14 protein-coding genes are annotated in these 18,142 nt (G+C 63.5%); 6 read left to right on the top strand and 8 right to left on the bottom strand.

Translation table 11 applies throughout. The annotated features are described in order from the left end of the window. Nucleotides 1-158: 158 nt before the first annotated feature. On the top strand, nt 159-1,904 hold the full coding sequence (locus D0T11_RS08130) for a M14 family metallopeptidase (protein ID WP_119655286.1): 1,746 nt from the start codon (nt 159-161) through the stop codon (nt 1,902-1,904). 140 nt (nt 1,905-2,044) lie between these two features. On the opposite strand, the gene D0T11_RS08135 is transcribed toward D0T11_RS08130, so the two are convergent. Continuing rightward, on the bottom strand, nt 2,045-2,845 hold the full coding sequence (locus D0T11_RS08135) for a hypothetical protein (protein WP_119655287.1): 801 nt from the start codon (nt 2,843-2,845) through the stop codon (nt 2,045-2,047). A 128-nt stretch (nt 2,846-2,973) separates the two neighbouring features. Continuing rightward, nucleotides 2,974-4,227, bottom strand: a complete 1,254-nt coding sequence (locus tag D0T11_RS08140) for a bifunctional 3,4-dihydroxy-2-butanone-4-phosphate synthase/GTP cyclohydrolase II (protein ID WP_119655288.1) — start codon at nt 4,225-4,227, stop codon at nt 2,974-2,976. 267 nt (nt 4,228-4,494) lie between these two features. Here D0T11_RS08140 and D0T11_RS08145 point away from each other — a divergent pair, with 267 nt between their 5' ends. Further along, the gene (locus D0T11_RS08145; RefSeq protein WP_119655289.1) at nt 4,495-5,121 is read left to right on the top strand and encodes a hypothetical protein; all 627 of its coding nucleotides are present in this window, start codon (nt 4,495-4,497) and stop codon (nt 5,119-5,121) included. A gap of 138 nt (nt 5,122-5,259) precedes the next feature. Here the strand turns inward: D0T11_RS08145 and proC are convergent, their stop codons facing one another. From proC to D0T11_RS08175, 6 genes are all read right to left on the bottom strand, one after another. After that, nucleotides 5,260-6,072 (bottom strand): pyrroline-5-carboxylate reductase, encoded by an 813-nt coding sequence (gene proC / locus D0T11_RS08150; protein WP_119655290.1) that lies wholly within the window; start codon nt 6,070-6,072, stop codon nt 5,260-5,262. A 172-nt stretch (nt 6,073-6,244) separates the two neighbouring features. After that, nucleotides 6,245-7,456 (bottom strand): glycosyltransferase, encoded by a 1,212-nt coding sequence (locus tag D0T11_RS08155; protein ID WP_119655291.1) that lies wholly within the window; start codon nt 7,454-7,456, stop codon nt 6,245-6,247. Continuing rightward, on the bottom strand, nt 7,440-8,663 hold the full coding sequence (locus D0T11_RS08160) for a glycosyltransferase family 4 protein (RefSeq protein ID WP_119655292.1): 1,224 nt from the start codon (nt 8,661-8,663) through the stop codon (nt 7,440-7,442). The genes D0T11_RS08155 and D0T11_RS08160 overlap by 17 nt, the downstream gene beginning before the upstream one ends. Before the next feature lie 341 nt (nt 8,664-9,004). Next, on the bottom strand, nt 9,005-10,090 hold the full coding sequence (locus D0T11_RS08165; RefSeq protein WP_119655293.1) for a potassium channel family protein: 1,086 nt from the start codon (nt 10,088-10,090) through the stop codon (nt 9,005-9,007). A gap of 173 nt (nt 10,091-10,263) precedes the next feature. Then, complete coding sequence (dnaG, locus tag D0T11_RS08170) at nt 10,264-12,336, bottom strand: DNA primase (protein ID WP_119655294.1); 2,073 nt, start codon at nt 12,334-12,336, stop codon at nt 10,264-10,266. Nucleotides 12,337-12,418: 82 nt separating this feature from the next. Beyond that, nucleotides 12,419-13,684: a hypothetical protein gene (locus D0T11_RS08175; protein ID WP_119655295.1), complete on the bottom strand. Its 1,266-nt coding sequence runs from the start codon at nt 13,682-13,684 to the stop codon at nt 12,419-12,421. Nucleotides 13,685-13,814: 130 nt separating this feature from the next. On the opposite strand from D0T11_RS08175, the gene D0T11_RS08180 reads away from it, so the two are divergent. The 4 genes from D0T11_RS08180 to D0T11_RS08195 all read left to right on the top strand — a co-directional run bounded on the left by D0T11_RS08180 (nt 13,815) and on the right by D0T11_RS08195 (nt 18,059). After that, nucleotides 13,815-14,939 carry a sensor histidine kinase gene (locus D0T11_RS08180; RefSeq protein WP_182888312.1) on the top strand — a complete coding sequence of 375 codons (1,125 nt, stop codon included), beginning with the start codon at nt 13,815-13,817 and terminating at the stop codon, nt 14,937-14,939. After that, a complete protein-coding gene (locus tag D0T11_RS08185) occupies nt 14,936-16,102 on the top strand; it encodes a sensor histidine kinase (RefSeq protein ID WP_119655297.1) in 1,167 nt (388 codons plus the stop codon). Before D0T11_RS08180 ends, D0T11_RS08185 begins: the two co-directional genes overlap by 4 nt. Further along, nucleotides 16,099-16,797, top strand: coding sequence for a LytR/AlgR family response regulator transcription factor (locus tag D0T11_RS08190; protein ID WP_119655298.1), 699 nt, complete (start codon nt 16,099-16,101; stop codon nt 16,795-16,797). The genes D0T11_RS08185 and D0T11_RS08190 overlap by 4 nt, the downstream gene beginning before the upstream one ends. A 158-nt stretch (nt 16,798-16,955) precedes the next feature. Further along, on the top strand, nt 16,956-18,059 hold the full coding sequence (locus tag D0T11_RS08195; protein ID WP_119655299.1) for an Mrp/NBP35 family ATP-binding protein: 1,104 nt from the start codon (nt 16,956-16,958) through the stop codon (nt 18,057-18,059). Nucleotides 18,060-18,142 lie beyond the last annotated feature (83 nt).

Raw genomic sequence — 18,142 nt, forward strand, 5'->3', positions numbered from 1 at the left:
CCCTGCTGCTGCTGTCCTGAGCAAAACATCAGGAGGTTTGTCCTGAAACATACTGATGTCTTGGCTAAAACCTCCTGATGTTTTGCTCAGGACAGCAGCAGGCGGCGGCCGGAAATGCGCGGGGTTGACCATCTTTGCCCGCACGCTATTTCCGACGTATGCTCCTGGCCTCCCTGCTTTCCGCTCTTCTGCTGCCCTCGCCCGCTGCCCCGGCCACGCCGGTGCCCGACTGGCGCACGCCCTTCGAGCTGGGCAACGGCAACCAGACCACCACCCACGCCGCGTGCATCGGCTACTACCAGCGGCTGGCGGCGGCCTACCCCGAAATTGAGCTTCGCGAAGCCGGCAGCACCGACAGCGGCCGGCCCCTGCACGCGGTGGTGGTGTCGCTGGACGGGGACTTCGACCCGGCTTCGCTGCGGGCCAAGGGCCGGCGGGTGGTCTTTATTCAAAACGGGATTCACCCGGGTGAGCCCGAGGGCATTGACGCCAGCATGCTGCTGGCCCGCGACTACGTGCAGCAGAAGGCGCTGCGCCGTCAGCTGGCCGATGTGGTGCTGGTCATCATCCCGGTTTACAACGTGGGCGGGGCGCTCAACCGCAACTCGGGCACCCGCACCAACCAGAATGGCCCTGAGAGCTACGGCTTCCGGGGCAACGCCCGCAACCTCGACCTGAACCGGGACTATATCAAGCAGGACTCGCGCAATGCCCGCGCCTTCGCGGCCCTGTTCCAGCGCTGGCAGCCCGATATCTACGTGGATACCCACACCTCCAACGGGGCCGACTACCAGTACACGATGACGCTCATCGCCACCCAGAAGGACAAGCTGCACCCCGCCCTCAGCCAGTACATGCAGCAGGAACTGCTGCCCGCGCTCTACGGCGGCATGGACCAAAAAAAGTGGTACCTGACGCCTTACGTCGATTTTGCGGGCCGCACGCCCGATGCCCGCGGCCTGGTGGGCTTCCTGGAAACCCCGCGCTACTCGACTGGCTACACCACGCTATTTAATACCATCGGGTTCGTCACGGAAACCCACATGCTGAAAGCCTACACGCCCCGGGTGCGGGCCACTTACGATTTCCTGAGTCTGCTCATCAGCACCACCCACCAGCAGGCGGCCGCTTTGGGCCAGGCCCGCGCCACGGCCGCCCGTCAGAGCCGGCAGCAGCAGCAGTTCGTCCTCGGCTGGCAGCTCGATACCACCCGGGCCGAGCAGTTCACGTTCCGGGGCTACGTGGGCAAAACCCGGCCCAGCGACGTCAGCGGCCAGCCCCGCCTGTATTACGACCGGCAGGCGCCCTACACGAAGGCCATTCCGTACTACAACACGTTCCGGCCCACCACCACCGTGCAGCGGCCCCGCGCCTACGTGCTGCCCCAAGCCTGGGCCGAAGTAGCGGAGCGCCTGCGCCTCTCGGGCGTGCACATGCGGACCTTGTCGGCGGATACCGTCATCAACGGGGAAGGCTACTATATTCAGGACTATAAAACTGCCCCCCGCCCCTACGAAGGCCACTACCTCCACTCCGGCGTGCAGGTGCGCCCGGTGCGCCAGGCCCGCCCGTTTCTGCGCGGCGACTACTACGTTTCCCTCGACCAGCCCGCCGCCCGCTACCTCATCGAAACCCTGGAACCCCAGGCCACCGACTCGTTTTTCGCCTGGGGCTTCTTCGACAGCATCCTGCAACAGAAGGAGTATTTCTCCGATTACGTGTTCGAGGACCTGGCCGCCGCCCTGCTCCGCCAGCAGCCCGAACTCCGCGCCCAATTCGAGCAGCAGAAACAAGCCGACCCCGCCTTCGCCGCCAGCGCCGCCGCCCAGCTCGACTGGGTTTACCGCCAATCCGACCACTACGAGCCCACCCACCTGCGCTACCCCGTGCTGCGGGTGCTGTAGCGGCGAATAGAGTGAAAGGTCTGTCATCCTGAGCTTGCGAAGGATCTTATCACACAGGCACGACTATAATAACGAGCCATTTTAACGTGACAAGATCCTTCGCAAGCTCAGGATGACAGACCTTTCACCATTTCACCATCTCATAACCCTAGCGAGTTAGCGTAGTTGACGAGGTAGGCCAGCTCGCGGGGGTCGGTGTAGCTGAGGCGGTTGGTTTTGGCGTACTGCTCGATTTGGCGGGCGTGGGCGCGGAAGTAGTTGGGCAGGTCCTTTTTGGGGTTGCGCAGGGGCAGCACGTCGCCGTTGGGCAGGCCGAGGTAGAAGTTGTCCTTCACGTCGGTATAGTAGCCTACCGGCCGGCCGTATACTCTGCCGTAGCCGTAGCCGCCATTGCCGCTGGAGCTGTAGGCGCTGTTAGAGGTAACGGGGCGCTCCACGAGGCCCTCCCGGCGCAGCAGGATAACGGGTCCGCCGCTGAGCTGCTCGAAGAAGGCAGGAGCCCGGAAGTTGCTGTAGTCGTTGTCGCGGTTCCAGCGGTAGGTACGGAATACGCGCGTCAGGTTGGTATCGGCCCGCTCGCGGCGGCGGGGCGGCGGCACGGCGTTGAAGTAGGGGTTGCCGGCGTAGTAGCCCTGGCGCATGGTGTTGAAGTCGTCGTAGTAATACTGCTCGCGGCGGCGGTCGTACCGCTCGCCTTGCACGGCGAAACTCTGCACGTTCACGGCCGGCAGGGTGCGCACGGTGTTGTCGGGCAGGCTCATGGTCAGCACTTCCTCACCCCGGTGCAAAGCCACGGGGCCGCTGATGGTGTCACCAGTGCTCAGCAGCACGCTGGCCTGGCTGAACTGCTGGGTAAAGGCCTGCCCACTGCCACGCTGCGCCCGGGCGGCCAGCGGCAGCAGTACCATCAGCAGAAGCACACGCGCAAATACCTGTTTCATGGCCGGGAAGTTAGGCTTCTGTAACCATATTCATCCATCCGGTGTTCCGCCCGCCTCCTTTCAGCCGACAAGGCCCGGCTACCGAAGCAGCTGGGCCTTGCGTTGCGTTTCCTGGAAAGCAGCAGTTGCTACTCCACTGCGGCCGTTTCGGTAGCGGCCGGGTCGGGGTGGGCAGTGCGGTCCTTGTGCAGAATGGTGTGGCCCAGCTTGTCGCGCTTGGTGGTCAGGTACCGCTCGTTGTGCTCGTTGGGCTCCACCTCAATGGCCACCGACTCCACCACTTCCAGGCCGTAGCCCATCAGGCCGGTGCGCTTGCGGGGGTTATTGGAGAGCAGGCGCATCTGGCTGATACCCAGGTCGCGCAAGATTTGCGCCCCTACGCCGTAGTCGCGCTCGTCCATGCCGAAGCCCAGCTCCAGGTTGGCTTCCACGGTGTCGCGGCCCTGCTCCTGGAGCTTGTAAGCCCGCAGCTTGTTGAGCAGCCCGATGCCCCGGCCCTCCTGGTTCATGTACACGACCACGCCCCGGCCCTCGCGCTCAATCTGCTGCATGGCGTGGTGCAGCTGGGGGCCGCAGTCGCAGCGGCAGGAGCCGAAAATATCGCCCGTTACGCAGGAGCTGTGCACCCGCACCAGCACGGGCTCAGGACCCGAAATATCGCCCTTCACCAGGGCCAGGTGCTGGGCGTTGTTGCTGCGCTGGGTGTAGGCAATCAGGTCGAAGTCGCCGTAGTTGGTGGGCAGCTGCACCGAAATTTCGCGGGTGATGAGGCTTTCCTTTTCGAGGCGGTACTTGATCAGGTCCTGGACCGAAATCAGCTTCAGGTCCCACTTGTTGGCAATGGCGCGCAGCTCGGGCAGGCGGGCCATTTCGCCGTCTTCCCGCAGAATTTCTACCAGCACCCCGGCCGGTTCGAACCCCGCCAGGCGCGACAGGTCAATGGCGGCCTCGGTGTGGCCGGCGCGGCGCAGCACGCCTTCCTTGCGGGCCTTGAGCGGGAAAATATGGCCCGGCTTGCCCAGTTCCTCGGGCTTGGTGGCGGGGTCGATGAGGGCGAGAATGGTTTTGCTGCGGTCGGAGGCCGAAATGCCGGTGGTCACCCCGTTTTTGAGCAGATCAACGCTCACCGTAAACGGGGTGGCGTGCAGGGCCGTGTTGCGGCCCACCATCAGCTCCAGGCCCAACTCCTCGCAGCGCTGCTCGATAAGCGGGGCGCACACCAGCCCCCGGCCGTGGGTGGCCATGAAGTTGATGACCTCGGGCGTGGCGCAGCGGGCGGCGCAGATAAAGTCGCCCTCGTTCTCACGGTCTTCGTCGTCTACTACTACTACCACTTTGCCGGCGCGGATGTCGGCAATGGCGTCTTCAATGGAATCAAGCATGGATCACGGATTAAAACGGATTTCGCACGGATTTCACGGATTTTGTAACGCCCGGTGGGCTACCGGAAATCCACTCGTGCAACCAGTAACAGTGCCGCGAAGTTACGAACTCGCTCCGCAGTGGCGGCGCTAAATCCGGGGAACCGGCCCGGGGTTTTGCTGCCCATCGTTTCCAGCATTACTATTTCAACACAGAATATGATTTAATTATTTATACGTTTGAATTACCCTATATAAATTCCTTCCTGAACCTACCCGCCTTCCGCCATGAAGTTGTCCTTTCTCGTGCTAGCCGGAACCCTGCTGCTGGTTGCCGGCTGCGAGCAGGCCCAGCAGGCCAAACAGTCCTACGACACGCTCAGCCAGATGAGCAAAATGGGCAAAAAGGCCGAAGCCGCGCTCAGCGAGGCCCAAACCCAGCGTGAGCAACGCAAACAGCGGGGCGACACCGTTTCGCTGCCTTATAAGGAGTTGCAGCAGTTGCTGCCCGCCGACCTGAGCGGCTATACGGCGGAAGCGCCCAGCGGCGAATCTACAAAGGCTGCCGGGCTCTCCTTTTCCACAGCTAGCCGCAGATTCACCCGGGGCGACGCCACTCTGGAAGTTAGCCTGACTGATTACAACGGGGCTCAGGAGGTGTACCAGGGCGCGGCGGCCATGTTTGCCCTGGGCCTGGAGCAGGAAAATAACGAGCAGCTGGTGCGCCCCACCCAACTAACCCTCGACGGGGTGAAGGGCATGGAAACCTTCCACAAGCAGGACGGCCGCGCCGAGCTGGTGCTCACCGTAGGGGGCCGATTTCTGGTAAAAATTGAAGCCAATGAGCAGAAAGACCTGGATTTCGTACAGGACGTGGCCCGGAAAATCGACCTGAAGAAAATGGCCGGGATGTGAGTGAGGGAATGAACGGGTGAGTGAAAAAGAACTGTCATGCTGAGCAGAGCGAAGGATCCTCTCACGTCAGCACGAGTTGTTGGTACGGTCGTTCAAGCGTGAGAGGATCCTTCGCTCTGCTCAGCATGACAGTTCAATTCACTCACTCGCCAGTTCCGTGGCGCGGTGCTGGGCGGCTTTCATGCCGGCCAGGAGGGTTTCGGCCAGGTGGCCGGCCTGGAATTCGCGCAGGGCGGCTTCGGTGGTGCCGCCTTTGGAAGCCACGGCGGCAATCAGCTCGTCGGGCGTTTTTTCGGAGGCGTTGAGCAGGTGGTAGGCCCCCAGCATCGTTTGCTTTACCAGCAGGCCGGCCACCGATTCGGAGAAGCCCAGCTCCTGGCCGGCCCGCATCATGGCCTGCACAATGTAGTAGAAGTAGGCCGGCCCGCTCCCACTCACGGCCGTCACGGCGTCGAGCAGGCTTTCATCTTCCAGAAAAATGGAGCGGCCGGTGGCATTCAGCAGGTTTTCTACCTGGTGCAGCTGGCTGCGCTCCACCTCGGGGGCGGCCGAAAAACCGGTGATGCCCATGCCCAGCAGGGCCGGCGTATTGGGCATGGCCCGCAGCACCAGCCGGTGGCCCAGCTCCCGCTGAAGGCGCGCAATCGGGATGCCGGCCATAATGGACACCACCGTTTGCCCGGGCTGCAATACGGCGCGCAAGCCGGCCGCCACCGTGCTGAAATCCTGGGGTTTCACGGCCACCAGCACCACGGTGTAGTGGGCCACGGCCGGGCCGATTTCGGCCACGGGCAGGTTTGGGTGGCGGGTGCTCAGCTGCTGGCAATGCTCGGCGTGGCGGCCCAGCAGCAGCAAATCGGGCCGGGCCACGAGATTGTAGTGCAGAAAGGCTTTGGCGAAGGCCATGCCCATGTTGCCGCAGCCCAGAATAGCAATCCGAAGTGGGTTCATAGTGGTTGAACTGTTGGATGGGTGAACGAGCAGATGAGTGAACGGGCCAATAAAAGGAAAACCTGGTGTCCCGAGCAACGCGGGTACCCCTGTTCTACAATATCCACGCCCTCACTGGAGCTGCCAACAGAGCTGTTCAGCCAGTCCACAAGCCACTGCTTCACTGCTTTACTCATTTTTCGCGCCGTCCCTGAAACCGCTGGGTGGGTTCCCAGACGGTGGTTTTAACGCCCCGCAAAAAGCGCCACAAACCCAACAGCAACGCCGCATTCATGCCGTAGAAGTGCGACAGGAACCGTAGCGCGCGCAGGTGCACGTTGCGGCGGTGCAGCAGCGCATCGAGCCCCACCAGCAGCGGCAGGCCCAGCTGGCCCAGCAGCATGAGCTGGTAGAACCAGCCGCCCCCGCGCGCTACCAGCAGCGCGTTGCTCAGCAGCATGAGCACCAGCAGCAGCGGCGTGAGCCAGCGCAACACCTTGTGCGACCAATACGCAAAGCTTACTCCGCGCCAGGGCGGCCACAGCAACCGCCGGAACGCCACCAGGTTCTGGAAGTTGCCGGCCGAAATGCGGGCTTTGCGCCGGAACTCCTCCGGCAGCTTATCCGACACATCCTCGTGGCAGACGGCGGCCAGCTCGTTGATGGCCTGATAGCCATTCTGCAACACGGCCATCGAGATGAAAAAATCATCGACGATGAAGGCGCGCGGGGCCGGGTGGTAGCAGGCGCGGCGCACCGCGAAGCAGCCCCCGAACGCCCCAATCATACTGCCCCAGACTACTCCCTCCTGGTACTTGATCTGGTTCTCGCGCTCCAGGTAGGCCTTCTCCTGGCCCGAAATACCTTCCCGCCGGTGCTCAGGGTTGAGAATGTGGCCTCCTACCTGCCCGATGGCCGGGTTGCGGAAGTGCTTGACGAGCTGATACAGCGTGTCGGGCGTAAAAAACACGTTGGCATCGGTGAGCACCAGCACCGGCGCGGTAGCCTCCCGCGAGAGGGCCTCCATCACGCCGGGCTTGCCGGTGCGCTGCCCGAAGGGCCGGAACCGCAGTTGCGGATGTTCGGCCGCCAGGGCCGTGATGAGGGCGTTGGTACGGTCCGAAGAGTTGTCGGAGCCGATGTAGAAGGTGAGCTTTTCGGGCGGGTAGGTGGTGGCGAAAGTGGAACGGATTTTCTCCTCCATAACCTGCTCTTCGTTGTACACGGCCAGCAGAATATCCACGGCCGGCAGCTCGGGGCTGGCGGGCGCGTACACGTGGGCGTTCGGGTGGCGGCCCCGGGCCAGCCGGGAGAGCAGCAGCGGAAACAGCACGTAGGTGTGGGCCACCAGCAGCAGGCTACCCCAGAGGCCGGCAGCGGCCAGCACGTCAGGGAGCAGGGGCACGGGCGGGCGTCAGGATGGTGTACAAATCGAGGAAGCTCTCCACCACCCGGCCGTTGTCGTAGAGGCGGGCAATGGTGCGGGCGGCTTCCTGCCCGATGTCCGCCGCGCCCAGCCGGCCGTGGTAGTAGCGCCCGAGGTAGTCCAGCCAGTCGGCCGCCGAATCGGCCACCACAATATCGAAACCGGGCTTCACGTGGATGCCTTCGGCCCCGAGGGTGGTGCTCAGGATGCACTTGCCCAGGGCCATGCCCTCAATAATTTTGATGCGCATCCCGCCCCCGCTCAGCAGGGGCACCAGCATCAGCTCGTACTGCTGCATAAACGCCGCCGCCGACTCCACGAAGCCGTGCACCGTGATGCCGGGCAGTTGCAGTTGCGCAAACCGCTCGGGCAGGTTTTTGCCGGCCAGGTGCAGCTCCAGTTCCGGGTACTGGCGGCGGGCCTCGGGCCAGACTTCGCGCAGCAGCCAGTCGAGGCCCTCCTGGTTGGGCAGCCAGTCGAAGGAGCCAATCATGAACAGGGTGCGCGGCCGGGGCCGGCTGGTGGGGTCGCGCCGGAAGCGGGCCAGATCCACGCCGGCGGGCACGAACACCACCGGCTCGGGGCAGCCCAGGCGGCGCAGGCGCTGCTGATCGGGCTCAGTAATAGCGGCCAGCGCATCAAACTGGGGCAGCACCTGCTGCTCGAAGCGGCGCAGGCGACCGGCCAGGTGGCGCAGGTAGTAGCCCTTGAGCGGGTTGCGGGCGCGGGCGGCCAGCATCTGCCAGATGGTGTGCTCCAGGTTGTGGGCCCGCAGCACCACCGGCACCCCGGGCGCCAGCCGCCGGATGGCGTCCACGTACCAGGCCACAAAGGTGCCCTCCAGCTGCACCACGTCGAACTGCTCGCCAGCCAGCAGCTCCGCCAAAGCCGCTTCCACGGCCGGACTCACGAACCGCTCCACGTTGTAAGGCAGCTCGCTGAAAAGCAGGTTTCTGAGCGCTTCCAGGGGCGAAAGGCGGGTGTCCACGTCCACGGTCAGCAGGCGCACGTGGGGGCCGAGGTGGTCGAGGACGGTGGCGGGCTGGTGGTGCTTGGGCGTGTTGAGGGCCAGCACCGTCACGCGGTGGCCCGCCCGCGCGAGGCCGGCGGCCACGTCGTACATGGCAATGGCCCCGCCATCGGTGGGCGGATACGGAACGCGCGGGCAGATTTGCAGGATGTGCACGAAAGGAAAGTAGCGGCGGAAGTAGCCCGTAAAGCTACAAAAGAAGCGCGGCTGCCCACCTCTGCCGGCTATCAGTCACTCAAGCTGCCGCGCATTTGGTAGGTTATTTTTTTTATTCCGAAAAATAACCTACCAAATGCGGCCGCAGCATGAGTGAGCAGCAATAAAATCCATCAAGAAGGTGCTGCTCCTTCGCGCAGCACCTTCTTGATGGATTCCAGGCCCTTTCTGAACAGCTTCACTAAGAGCCATTGCCCCCCATCGTGGGTTGCGACGTATTCCTCATTTTTTTGGAAAATGCGTCGCAAAAAGCCGCCAGCGGCGCAGCACTGGCTGGCCGCTTACACCAGCCGGAACAGGTCCAGGAGCTTGACGATCTGCTCCTCGGTGCCCAGGAAGAGAAATACGTCGCCGGGCACGGGCACGATGTCGGCGGGGGGGCTGATGGTGAACTCGCCCGACTGGTGGCGCAGGCCGATGACGGTGGTGCCGGTGCGCGAGCGCACGTCGAGTTCCCGGATGCTGCGGCCGCGCAACTCGGGGCGCAGCTCTTCGGTGCGCAGCTCTTCCAGGCGCAGGCGGTGCGGCCCCAGGCCCGAAATCATATCGAGGAAGCGGATGACTTCGGGGCGCATGATGAGGTTGGCCATGTGGGAGCCCCCGATTTCGTCGGGCATCACCACCGAATCGGCCCCGGCGCGCAGCAGCTTGGTTTCGGAGCTTTTCAGGCTGGCCCGGGCCACAATGGTAATGCTGGGGGCCAGCTCGCGGGCCGTGAGGGCCACGAACACGTTGTCGGCATCCTTGGGCAGGGTGGTGATCAGGGCGCGGGCGCGCTCCACGCCGGCGGCCCGCAGCGTGTCGTCGAGGGTGGCGTCGCCGCGCACGACGGAGATGTTCTTGTCCTGGGCCGCCTCGTCGGCCACGTCCTCCTGGAGCACGGCCTCATCCAGCTCCACCACCACCACCTGGGCCCCGCTGGCCCGTAGCTCCAGGTAGGCTTTCCGGCCGTTGCGGCCGAAGCCGCATACAATCACATGGCCATCGTAGCTACGAATTTCCTGGTCGTTTCTGAGCATAGCAAACATATTGCGCAGGCCCCCGTCGAAGATGTAAGTGGTGAGCACCGACAACAGGTAGGCCAGAATCAGCAGATTAAAAAAGATGTAAATCGACACGAACAACCGCCCTTCCGGCGACAGCGGGTGCAATTCGCCGTAACCCACCGTTGAGACGGTAATCATGGTCATGTAGAGCGCATCGCGGAAGGAGAAGTGCTCGATGTACATGAACCCGCCGATACCCGCCGCCAGGCCCGTGCCGGTGAGGGCCAGCGCGCCCACGAAGCGGCTCAGGTTGAAGCGCTGCCAGATGTCGCGCAGGTAGTTTGCCAGGCCGGGCCGGGGGGGCTTGATGATAGGAGGCATTTATTTGAGCTATTCGCTGAGAGCTGTTCGCTTTTGAGGGTGGGCATACCGGGCGCGTAAGCAACCGGACCGCAAGAACGCCACCTGCGGGCGAATTGACAACGTTTGAACAGGGCCAGCCTCAAACCCTGGAATGCCGTTGCGCGAAGCACAGGCTTCGCGCAACGGCTGTTTTACCACCCCAGGCGCGGAATAACGGTGCCCAGCAGGTTGGCCAGCTGGTTGTCCATCTGCTTGAGCAGGTGAATGGTTTGCAGGTTTTCCATCATCGTGGCCTCGTCGGAGGGCTGGCGCAGGGCGTCGAGGCGGACGGCCAGCTCCCGCTCCACGTTCACTTTGTTGAGGCGCAGAATGGCGTTGTCGCAGGCAATCTGGAGCTGGTCTACCTCCCGGGGCACGTGAATCTGGTGGGTGGTCCAGTTGGGGCTCAGCTCGTACTTCTCGGTGGCCAGCTCGGCCACCACGCTGCGGATATCGGAGCGGCCGTGCTGGATGAGGGTGCGCACCTCGGGCCAGCGGCCCTGCTCCAGCTCCTGACGGCACAGGTGCAGCATATCGGCGTAGATGCTGGTTTTGAAGGGCGTTTCATCGAGTTGTTCGAGCAGGTACTGGGCCACGGCCACGTCGGGCGTGAGGGGCTGGGCCGAGTAGAGCAGCAGCAGGCGCACCACCTCCCGCTCGCACTGCTCCACCACGTCGGGCACGGGCTCCAGGTCCTCGCGGGTGAGCGTACCCAGGTCGCCGCCGCCACCCATCAGGTCCTCGGCCGAAGCGCCGTACATAAGGGCTTCGGCTTCTTCCTCGGGGGTTAGTTGGTTTTTAGTTGTTGGTTGTTGGTTGTTGGCTTTGTTCGGGTAGCTGGCCCCGCTCCCACTGCCGCTGCTGGGGCTGGCCTGGCCGCCGGAGGCTTTGCCGGTGGCGTTGCGCACCAGCTTGTTGTACTCCGTGATGAGCACCTGCTCATCAATGCCGAACGTGTGCGAGGTTTGCTGCAAGAACACCTGCCGCTTGATGGGGTCGGGCACTTTGGCAATGCTCTGGAGCACCTCCCGGATAGCCTCGGCCTTCTTCACCGGGTCCTGAGCGGCTTCGCGGCTCACGAGGTCGGTTTTGAACTGGATGAAATCCTGGCTGGCCGTTTCCACGTGCTCCCGGAAACGCTGGTCGCCCACTTTGCGGATGTAGCTGTCGGGGTCGTCGCCGTCCGGGAACAGCACCACGCGCACGTTCAGGCCGCCTTCGAGCAGCATATCAATGCCGCGCAGCGAGGCCCGGATACCGGCCGCGTCCCCGTCGTAGAGCACCGTCACGTTGTCGGTGTAGCGCTTGAGCAGCCGAATCTGCCCCTCGGTGAGGGAGGTGCCGGAGGTAGCCACCACGTTTTTGATGCCGCCCTGGTGCAGGCTCAGCACATCGAGGTAGCCTTCCACCAAGTAGCACAGTTCCTCGCTCCGAATGGGCTGGCGGGCCTGGTAGAGCCCGTAGAGCACGTCGGACTTGTGGTAAATCTCCGACTCGGGCGAGTTGAGGTACTTGGCCGTTTTGTCGTGGGGCTTGAGCGTGCGCGCCCCAAACCCAATCACGCGGCCCGATACGTTGTGAATCGGGAACATCACCCGGCCCCGGAACCGGTCGTAGCGCCGGCCGGTATCCTGGCCGTTGTCGTCTTCGCGCACCACCACGAGGCCGGTTTTCTCCAGGTATTTCTGCTCGAAGCCCGCCGCCGCCGCCGATTTCAGCAAGTCGTCCCACTGATCCAGGGAGTAGCCCAGCTCGAAGGTGCTGATGGTGGTCTGGTTGAGGCCGCGCTGGCGCAGGTAGCTCCAGCCCACGCTCTGGCCCTCCTCGTTGTCGTTGAGCAGTTTGTGGTAGTGGTCCTTGGCCCAGCTCGAGACGATAAACTGGGAATCCTTTTCGTTCTGGGCCAGCTGCTGCTCGGGGGTCTTTTCCTCCTCCTGAACGTCGATACCGTACTTTTTGGCCAGGTACTTCAGGGCCTCCACGTAGCTGGTACCCTCAATGTCCATGATGAACTGCACCACCCCGCCTGCCTTGCCGCACCCGAAGCACTTGTAGAGCCCCTTGGCCGGGGCCACCGAAAAGCTCGGCGACTTCTCGTGGTGAAACGGGCAGCAGGCCCACATATTCTGGCCCTTCTTTTTCAGGCTCACAAAGTCGCCCACCACCTCCACGATATCGGCGTGGTGGATAATCTGGTCAACGGTTTCTTTGGGGATACGAGCCAAGGCGGTGCGGGCAACGGGTAAGCAGCGGAACGGAACCCCAAAGGTAGGCAGGAACCGCCGCCAAGTAACGGCCCGCTCCGGTTTAGAAATTGCGGCTGGCCGTGGTTTCAGGAATGATGACCACGTAATCGTAGCCCAGGATGGTAGCTGCCAGCTCCTGGGTGGCTACTTTGAGCTTGTCCTGGAGCAGCGCGCGGCGCAACGGGCGCACATCGAATACCTGCCAGGCGCCGGTAGGCGTGGTGCTAGCAACGAAGGGCTTCACCATGTCCTGGTCGTCGTGGTTATACGGCGCCACGTTCTTGCTGAAATCATCGGGGTTGGCACCGCCCACCTGCGTGCCCTGCTTACCGATGATGAAGATGTGCAGCGTTTTCTGGTCGTGCATGTCGGCCAGGTTCACGGCCAGATTGCCCACGTCATAGAAGTTACCCGAGATACTACGGCCCCGGCCCAGGTGCGCGGCCCCAAATTTAAAGAGCATGGCCGGCAGCGGCTCACCGGGCTTCTGGTAGGGCTGCAATTCTGTCAGCAGGTTGCGCTTCATCAGGTTGAGGCGCGCCTGGTGAGCCCCGGCCTTGCCCGCGTTGTTGTCATGATAGATCTGGCTGCTGGCGGCAAAGTCGGTTACCATCTGCCGCACTTCCGGGCTTTCATTGCGGGTGAAGGCGCGCAGGCTGTCGAGGCCCGCTGGGCTGAGGGTGGTCATGGTGGCGCGCTCGTACTTGCCGCTCACCATGCCGGCCCGGTCGCGCAGCTGATACACCGTGGCGCGGTCCCGCAGATAGGCTCTGGCCGACTTGCTTTTCACCTTTTCGGCCAGCACCGTAAAAAACCGGCCCGGCGTGGCGGCCCCCACCTGCTCTACGCCCACCAGCGCCGTGTTCTGGGCCCGCAATGCCCGCGCCAGCTCAAATTCTTCGGTCCAGCTGTAAAACGACAGCGCCATTGGGTGCTGCTTCTCAAATGCCGTGGGCAGACCGGGCAGCGCGCTCAGCCGGGTCAGGTCGCGGGCCTGGTACCGGTCGATTTCGGCCACGAACACTTTGGGTTTCAGCACCTGCGCTACGGCCTGCGTGAAGACCGGAATCTGGGCCATGCCGTGGTCTTCGCCCACTAACACCAGCGTACTTTTCTGGATGTCCTGCCGGAGCTTTTCCCAGCCCGGACCCGAAAACTGGGTGCCATTCTGCACCAGGTTGTATTGGTAGTTGTGCACCAGCCGGGTGAGGGTGCTGTCCTGGGCCTGCGCCTGGCCACTGAGCAGGCCGGCCAGCGCGGCACAGACGGCCCGGCGAGCGGCCGGAGAGAATACGAGGCCGAGTGGAAAACGGAAGGAGCGGGACATGAGCGAAGTTTTAATTGGCGAGTGGAAGAGAACTGGGACAAAGAAATTGCAGAGCTTTGGCCGCCCGAAGTTTCTTCGACCAAGCAGCGGCCCCACACCACCAAAGCGCTGGTTGTCCTCCCGTTTTTGCATGCCCGCATTCTCCTTTACCTCCTTACGCCCCCGGCTGCGGCTGAGCGCCACGGCCTCGGCCGGGCTGATCCAGCTGGGGCTGTGGGTGGTGCTGGCGGGTTTTTACTTCGCCTGGAACAACCGGCCCAACTTCCACTTCGCGGGACCCGTCTGGCCGCTGGTAGCCTTGCAGATGGGCTTCGCGGTGCTGTTGTTCAATGCTCTGGTCTACCTCATTATTCCGCGCTGGCTGCTACGGGGGCGCTACGGCCAGGCATTGCTGGGCGCGGTGGGCTTGCTCTACGCCTTCCAAAGCTGGATGTACGCCGGCGCCCGGCTGGCCCTGGCCTACCTGCCCCTCGATGCGGTAATGCGGCGCACCCTGCACGGCTTTTACGTGGCCGATTTCTGGCCCACGCTCCTCAGCCCCTTCGGGCAGCTACGGGTGCTGATGGGCATGCTGGCCGTGCTGCTGTTTCCGGTGCTCATCAGCTTCCTGGCCTTTGCGCTGGTGGTGGAGCGCCGCCGCCTGCACCTGGAGCGCCACCACCTGGCCCTGGAGCTGGGCTACCTGAAGTCGCAGATCAACCCGCAGTTTCTGTTTCACACCCTCGGCAGCCTGCACCGGCTCACCCGCGCCCGCGACGCCCGCGCCCCCGATGTGGTGCTGCACCTGGCCGACCTGATGCGCTACACGCTTTATGAAACCGATGCCGAGTGCGTGCCCCTGGCCCGGGAGCTGGAGTTTATGGCCGACTACCTGGCCCTGGAACGCCTGCGCCACCCCGCCACCATCGAGATAGAGCACACGGTTACGGGCCCCGTCGGCACCCAGCAGCTGGCGCCGCTGCTGCTGCACCCGTTTCTGGAGCGCCTCTTCGCCACCCTCGACGACTACGATAACGACACCACGCCCGACCAATCGGCCCGCCTCACCAGCCACGTGCAGGTAAGTCCGGCGGCCGTGGGGCTAACGCTAACCCGCACCACGGCCGCCGCCCGGCCCGTCGGCTACCGCACCGAGCCCGCCGTGGCCGCCGCCCGGCGCCGCCTCGCCCTGCACTACCCCGGCCGCCATACCGCCCGCATCAGCGAGGATGCGCACACCGTGCGGGTCGAAGTTCACCTGCAACTCCCGGCATGAAGCAGCTCCTGACCACTCTGCGCCCGCCGGCCGGACTGCCGCCCGCCCTGCGCCGGCCGCTCCGGCACGCGCTGTTGTGGGCGCTGTTTATCGGGTTTGAATACTTCGTGTTCAGTCAGTGGCAGCTAGGCCCGCTGGTTACCGCCGGGTTTGTACTCACCGACACCGTGGCGGCCGTGGTGGGGTTTTACTTTTTCTCGGGGGTGGTGCTGCCGCGCTGGCTGCTGCGGGGGCGCTGGCTGCTCACGCTGGCGGGCCTGGCGGGCATCTACTACCTGTGGGCATTGCTCACGTTCGGCTTCTTTGCCTGGCTCGACCATCGGGGACTCGTGACGGCCGATATGCACGACTATGTGCACCGGTTACTAGATTACGGCCTCTGGGGCGGCGTATTTGCCTGGCGGGCCGTGAGCATGGGCCTGAGCGACTTCGTGGTGACGGTGCTGCCGCCCATTCTGCTGCGCTTTATCGTGTTTCTGCTCCGCAGCAGCAACCACAGCCTGCGCCTGGAGCGCGAGAACCTAAACCTGGAAGTCAACTTCCTCAAGGCCCAGATCAACCCCCACTTTCTGTTCAACACCCTCAACAACCTCTATCTGCTGGTGGTGAAGCAGGACGAGCGCGCCCCCGTTATGGTGGAGCACCTCACCCACCTGATGCACTACACGGTCCACGAATCGGACGCGGCGCTGGTACCCCTGGACCGGGAAACCGGGTTTCTGGCTGCCTACCTGGAGCTGGAGCGCCTGCGCTACGGCCGCAAGGTGCGCATCGACTACCGCGCCTCCGGCCCCTGGGCGGCCTACCGCGTTACGCCGCTGCTGTTCTTTCCCTTCGTGGAAAACGCCTTCAAGCATGGCGTTGATAGCAGCCTGGAAGCCTCCTGGGTGGAAATTGAGCTGACGGCCGCCGACGGCTGGCTGCACCTGGCGGTGCGCAACAGCTTCAGCCCCGAGGCCGCGCCGCGCGCGGTGGGCGGCGTGGGCATTGCCAACGTGCAAAAGCGCCTGGCCCTGCACTACGCCCCCGCCGACTACGCGCTGACCATCACCCGTTACCCCGAAACCTACACCCACGCCGTAACCCTGCGGCTGCGCCTGCACCCCGCCGAAGCCGCCGCGCCGGGAGCCGCCACCCGCCTTTCGCCCCTTCCGCATCCATGATCAACTGCCTGATAATCGACGACGAGCCCTTCGCCCGCGAGCTGCTGGAAAGCTACGTGGCCCAGCTGCCCCACCTGCACCTGGTGGCCAGCTGCGAGCACGTGTTCGAGGCCCTGGACGTGCTCCAGCGCCAACGCGTCGACCTGGTGTTTTCCGATATCAACATGCCCCAGGTCAACGGTCTGGAGTTCATTCGCTCCCTGCACAACCCGCCCTATGTCATCTTCATCACGGCCTCGCCCCACCACGCCCTGGAAGGCTACGAGCTTGACGCGCTGGATTACGTAGTGAAACCCGTGAGTCTGCCGCGCTTTCTGAAGGCCGTGAACAAGGCCCAAACGGTGCTCTCGGCGCGGCCGGCCGCGCCGGTGGTAGCGGCCCCGGAATACCTGTTCGTGAAGGAAGGCCACTCCCTGCGCCGGGTGCTGTTCGCCGAAATCGACTACATCGAGGGCCTGAAGGACTACATCAAAATCATGCTCAAGGACCAGATGATCATCACCTACCTGCGCATGAGCCGCGTAGAGGACCAGCTGCCGCCCGACCGCTTCATCCGCATCCAGAAGTCCTATATCGTGCGCCTCGACGCCATCCGGGCCATCAGCGGCAACGAAGCCGAACTATACGACCGGCCCGAAACGCTGCCCATCGGCAGGCAATACAAGGAAGCCCTGCTGAACCGCTTCGGGTTGTAAAGCTACCCGGAATAACGTTCTGCGCCTGCACTGATGCTCCGCAGTTGGCTGGCTCCCCTGCTGCTTTTTCGGAGAGGGGGCCGGGGGGTGAGGCAACCACTACCCCGGTTTCCGGGTTATCTTTGCGCTTTGCATCCGCACTTTCCCGATTGACTATCATGGCAACTATTACCAAAGAAGCCGTCCTCAAGGCCCTGAGCTACGTGGAGGAGCCCGACCTGGGCAAAGACCTCGTGACGCTCAACATGATTGAGGACGTGCAGATTGAGGGCCGGCGCGTCTCGTTCACCGTCGTGCTCACCACGCCCGCCTGCCCCCTCAAACAGCTCATCCACGATGCCTGTGAGCGGGCTATCCATACGATGGTCGATAAGGAGGCGGAGGTGGTTATCGTGATGACCTCGCGCGTGACCACCATGCGCCAGAACCGCGACCTGCTGCCCGGCGTGAAGAACATCATTGCCATTGCCTCGGGCAAGGGCGGCGTGGGCAAAAGTACCGTGACGGCCAACCTGGCCATTGCGCTGGCCAAAACGGGCGCCAAAGTGGGCCTCGTCGATGCCGATATCAGCGGCCCGAGCATGCCCCTCATGTTCGGCGTGATGGACGCCCGCCCCCACGTTTTCCAGGGCGAAGACGGCAAGAACCTGATTCAGCCCATCGTGGCCCACGGCGTGAAGCTGATGAGCATCGGCTTCCTGGCCCCGGCCGAATCGGCCATTGTGTGGCGCGGCCCCATGGCTTCCTCGGCCCTCAAGCAGTTTATCACGGAAGTGGAATGGGGCGAGCTGGACTACCTGCTGCTCGACATGCCCCCCGGAACCTCCGACATTCACCTCACTATGGTGCAAACGGTGCCCGTCACCGGCTCGCTCATCGTGACCACGCCCCAGAAAGTAGCGCTGGCCGACGCCGAAAAGGGGCTCCAGATGTTCCGGTTGCCCCAAATTAACGTGCCGGTGCTGGGCATTGTGGAGAATATGGCCTGGTTCACGCCTGCCGAGCTGCCCGACAATAAGTACTTCATCTTCGGCGAAGGCGGCGGCAAGTCGCTGGCCGAAAAGCACGAAGTACCGCTGCTGGGCCAGATTCCACTGGTGCAAAGCATCCGCGAAAACGGTGACCAGGGCACGCCCGCCATCCTCCAGGAAGGCACTCCCGCCGCCGAGGTCTTCGCCCAACTGGCCGAGGAGCTGGCCCGCCAGATCAGCATTCGCAACGCCGTAGCCCCCAAAACCAACATCGTGGAGATGAACCGGTAACCGGCATTGTCATCGTAGCTGTTTACAACGTCAACAGACCGTCATGCTTCGACTTCGCTCCGCATAACGTTCCAATTGATTGC

This window comes from Hymenobacter rubripertinctus, from assembly GCF_003583925.1.
GTDB classification, from domain to species: Bacteria; Bacteroidota; Bacteroidia; order Cytophagales; family Hymenobacteraceae; genus Hymenobacter; species Hymenobacter rubripertinctus.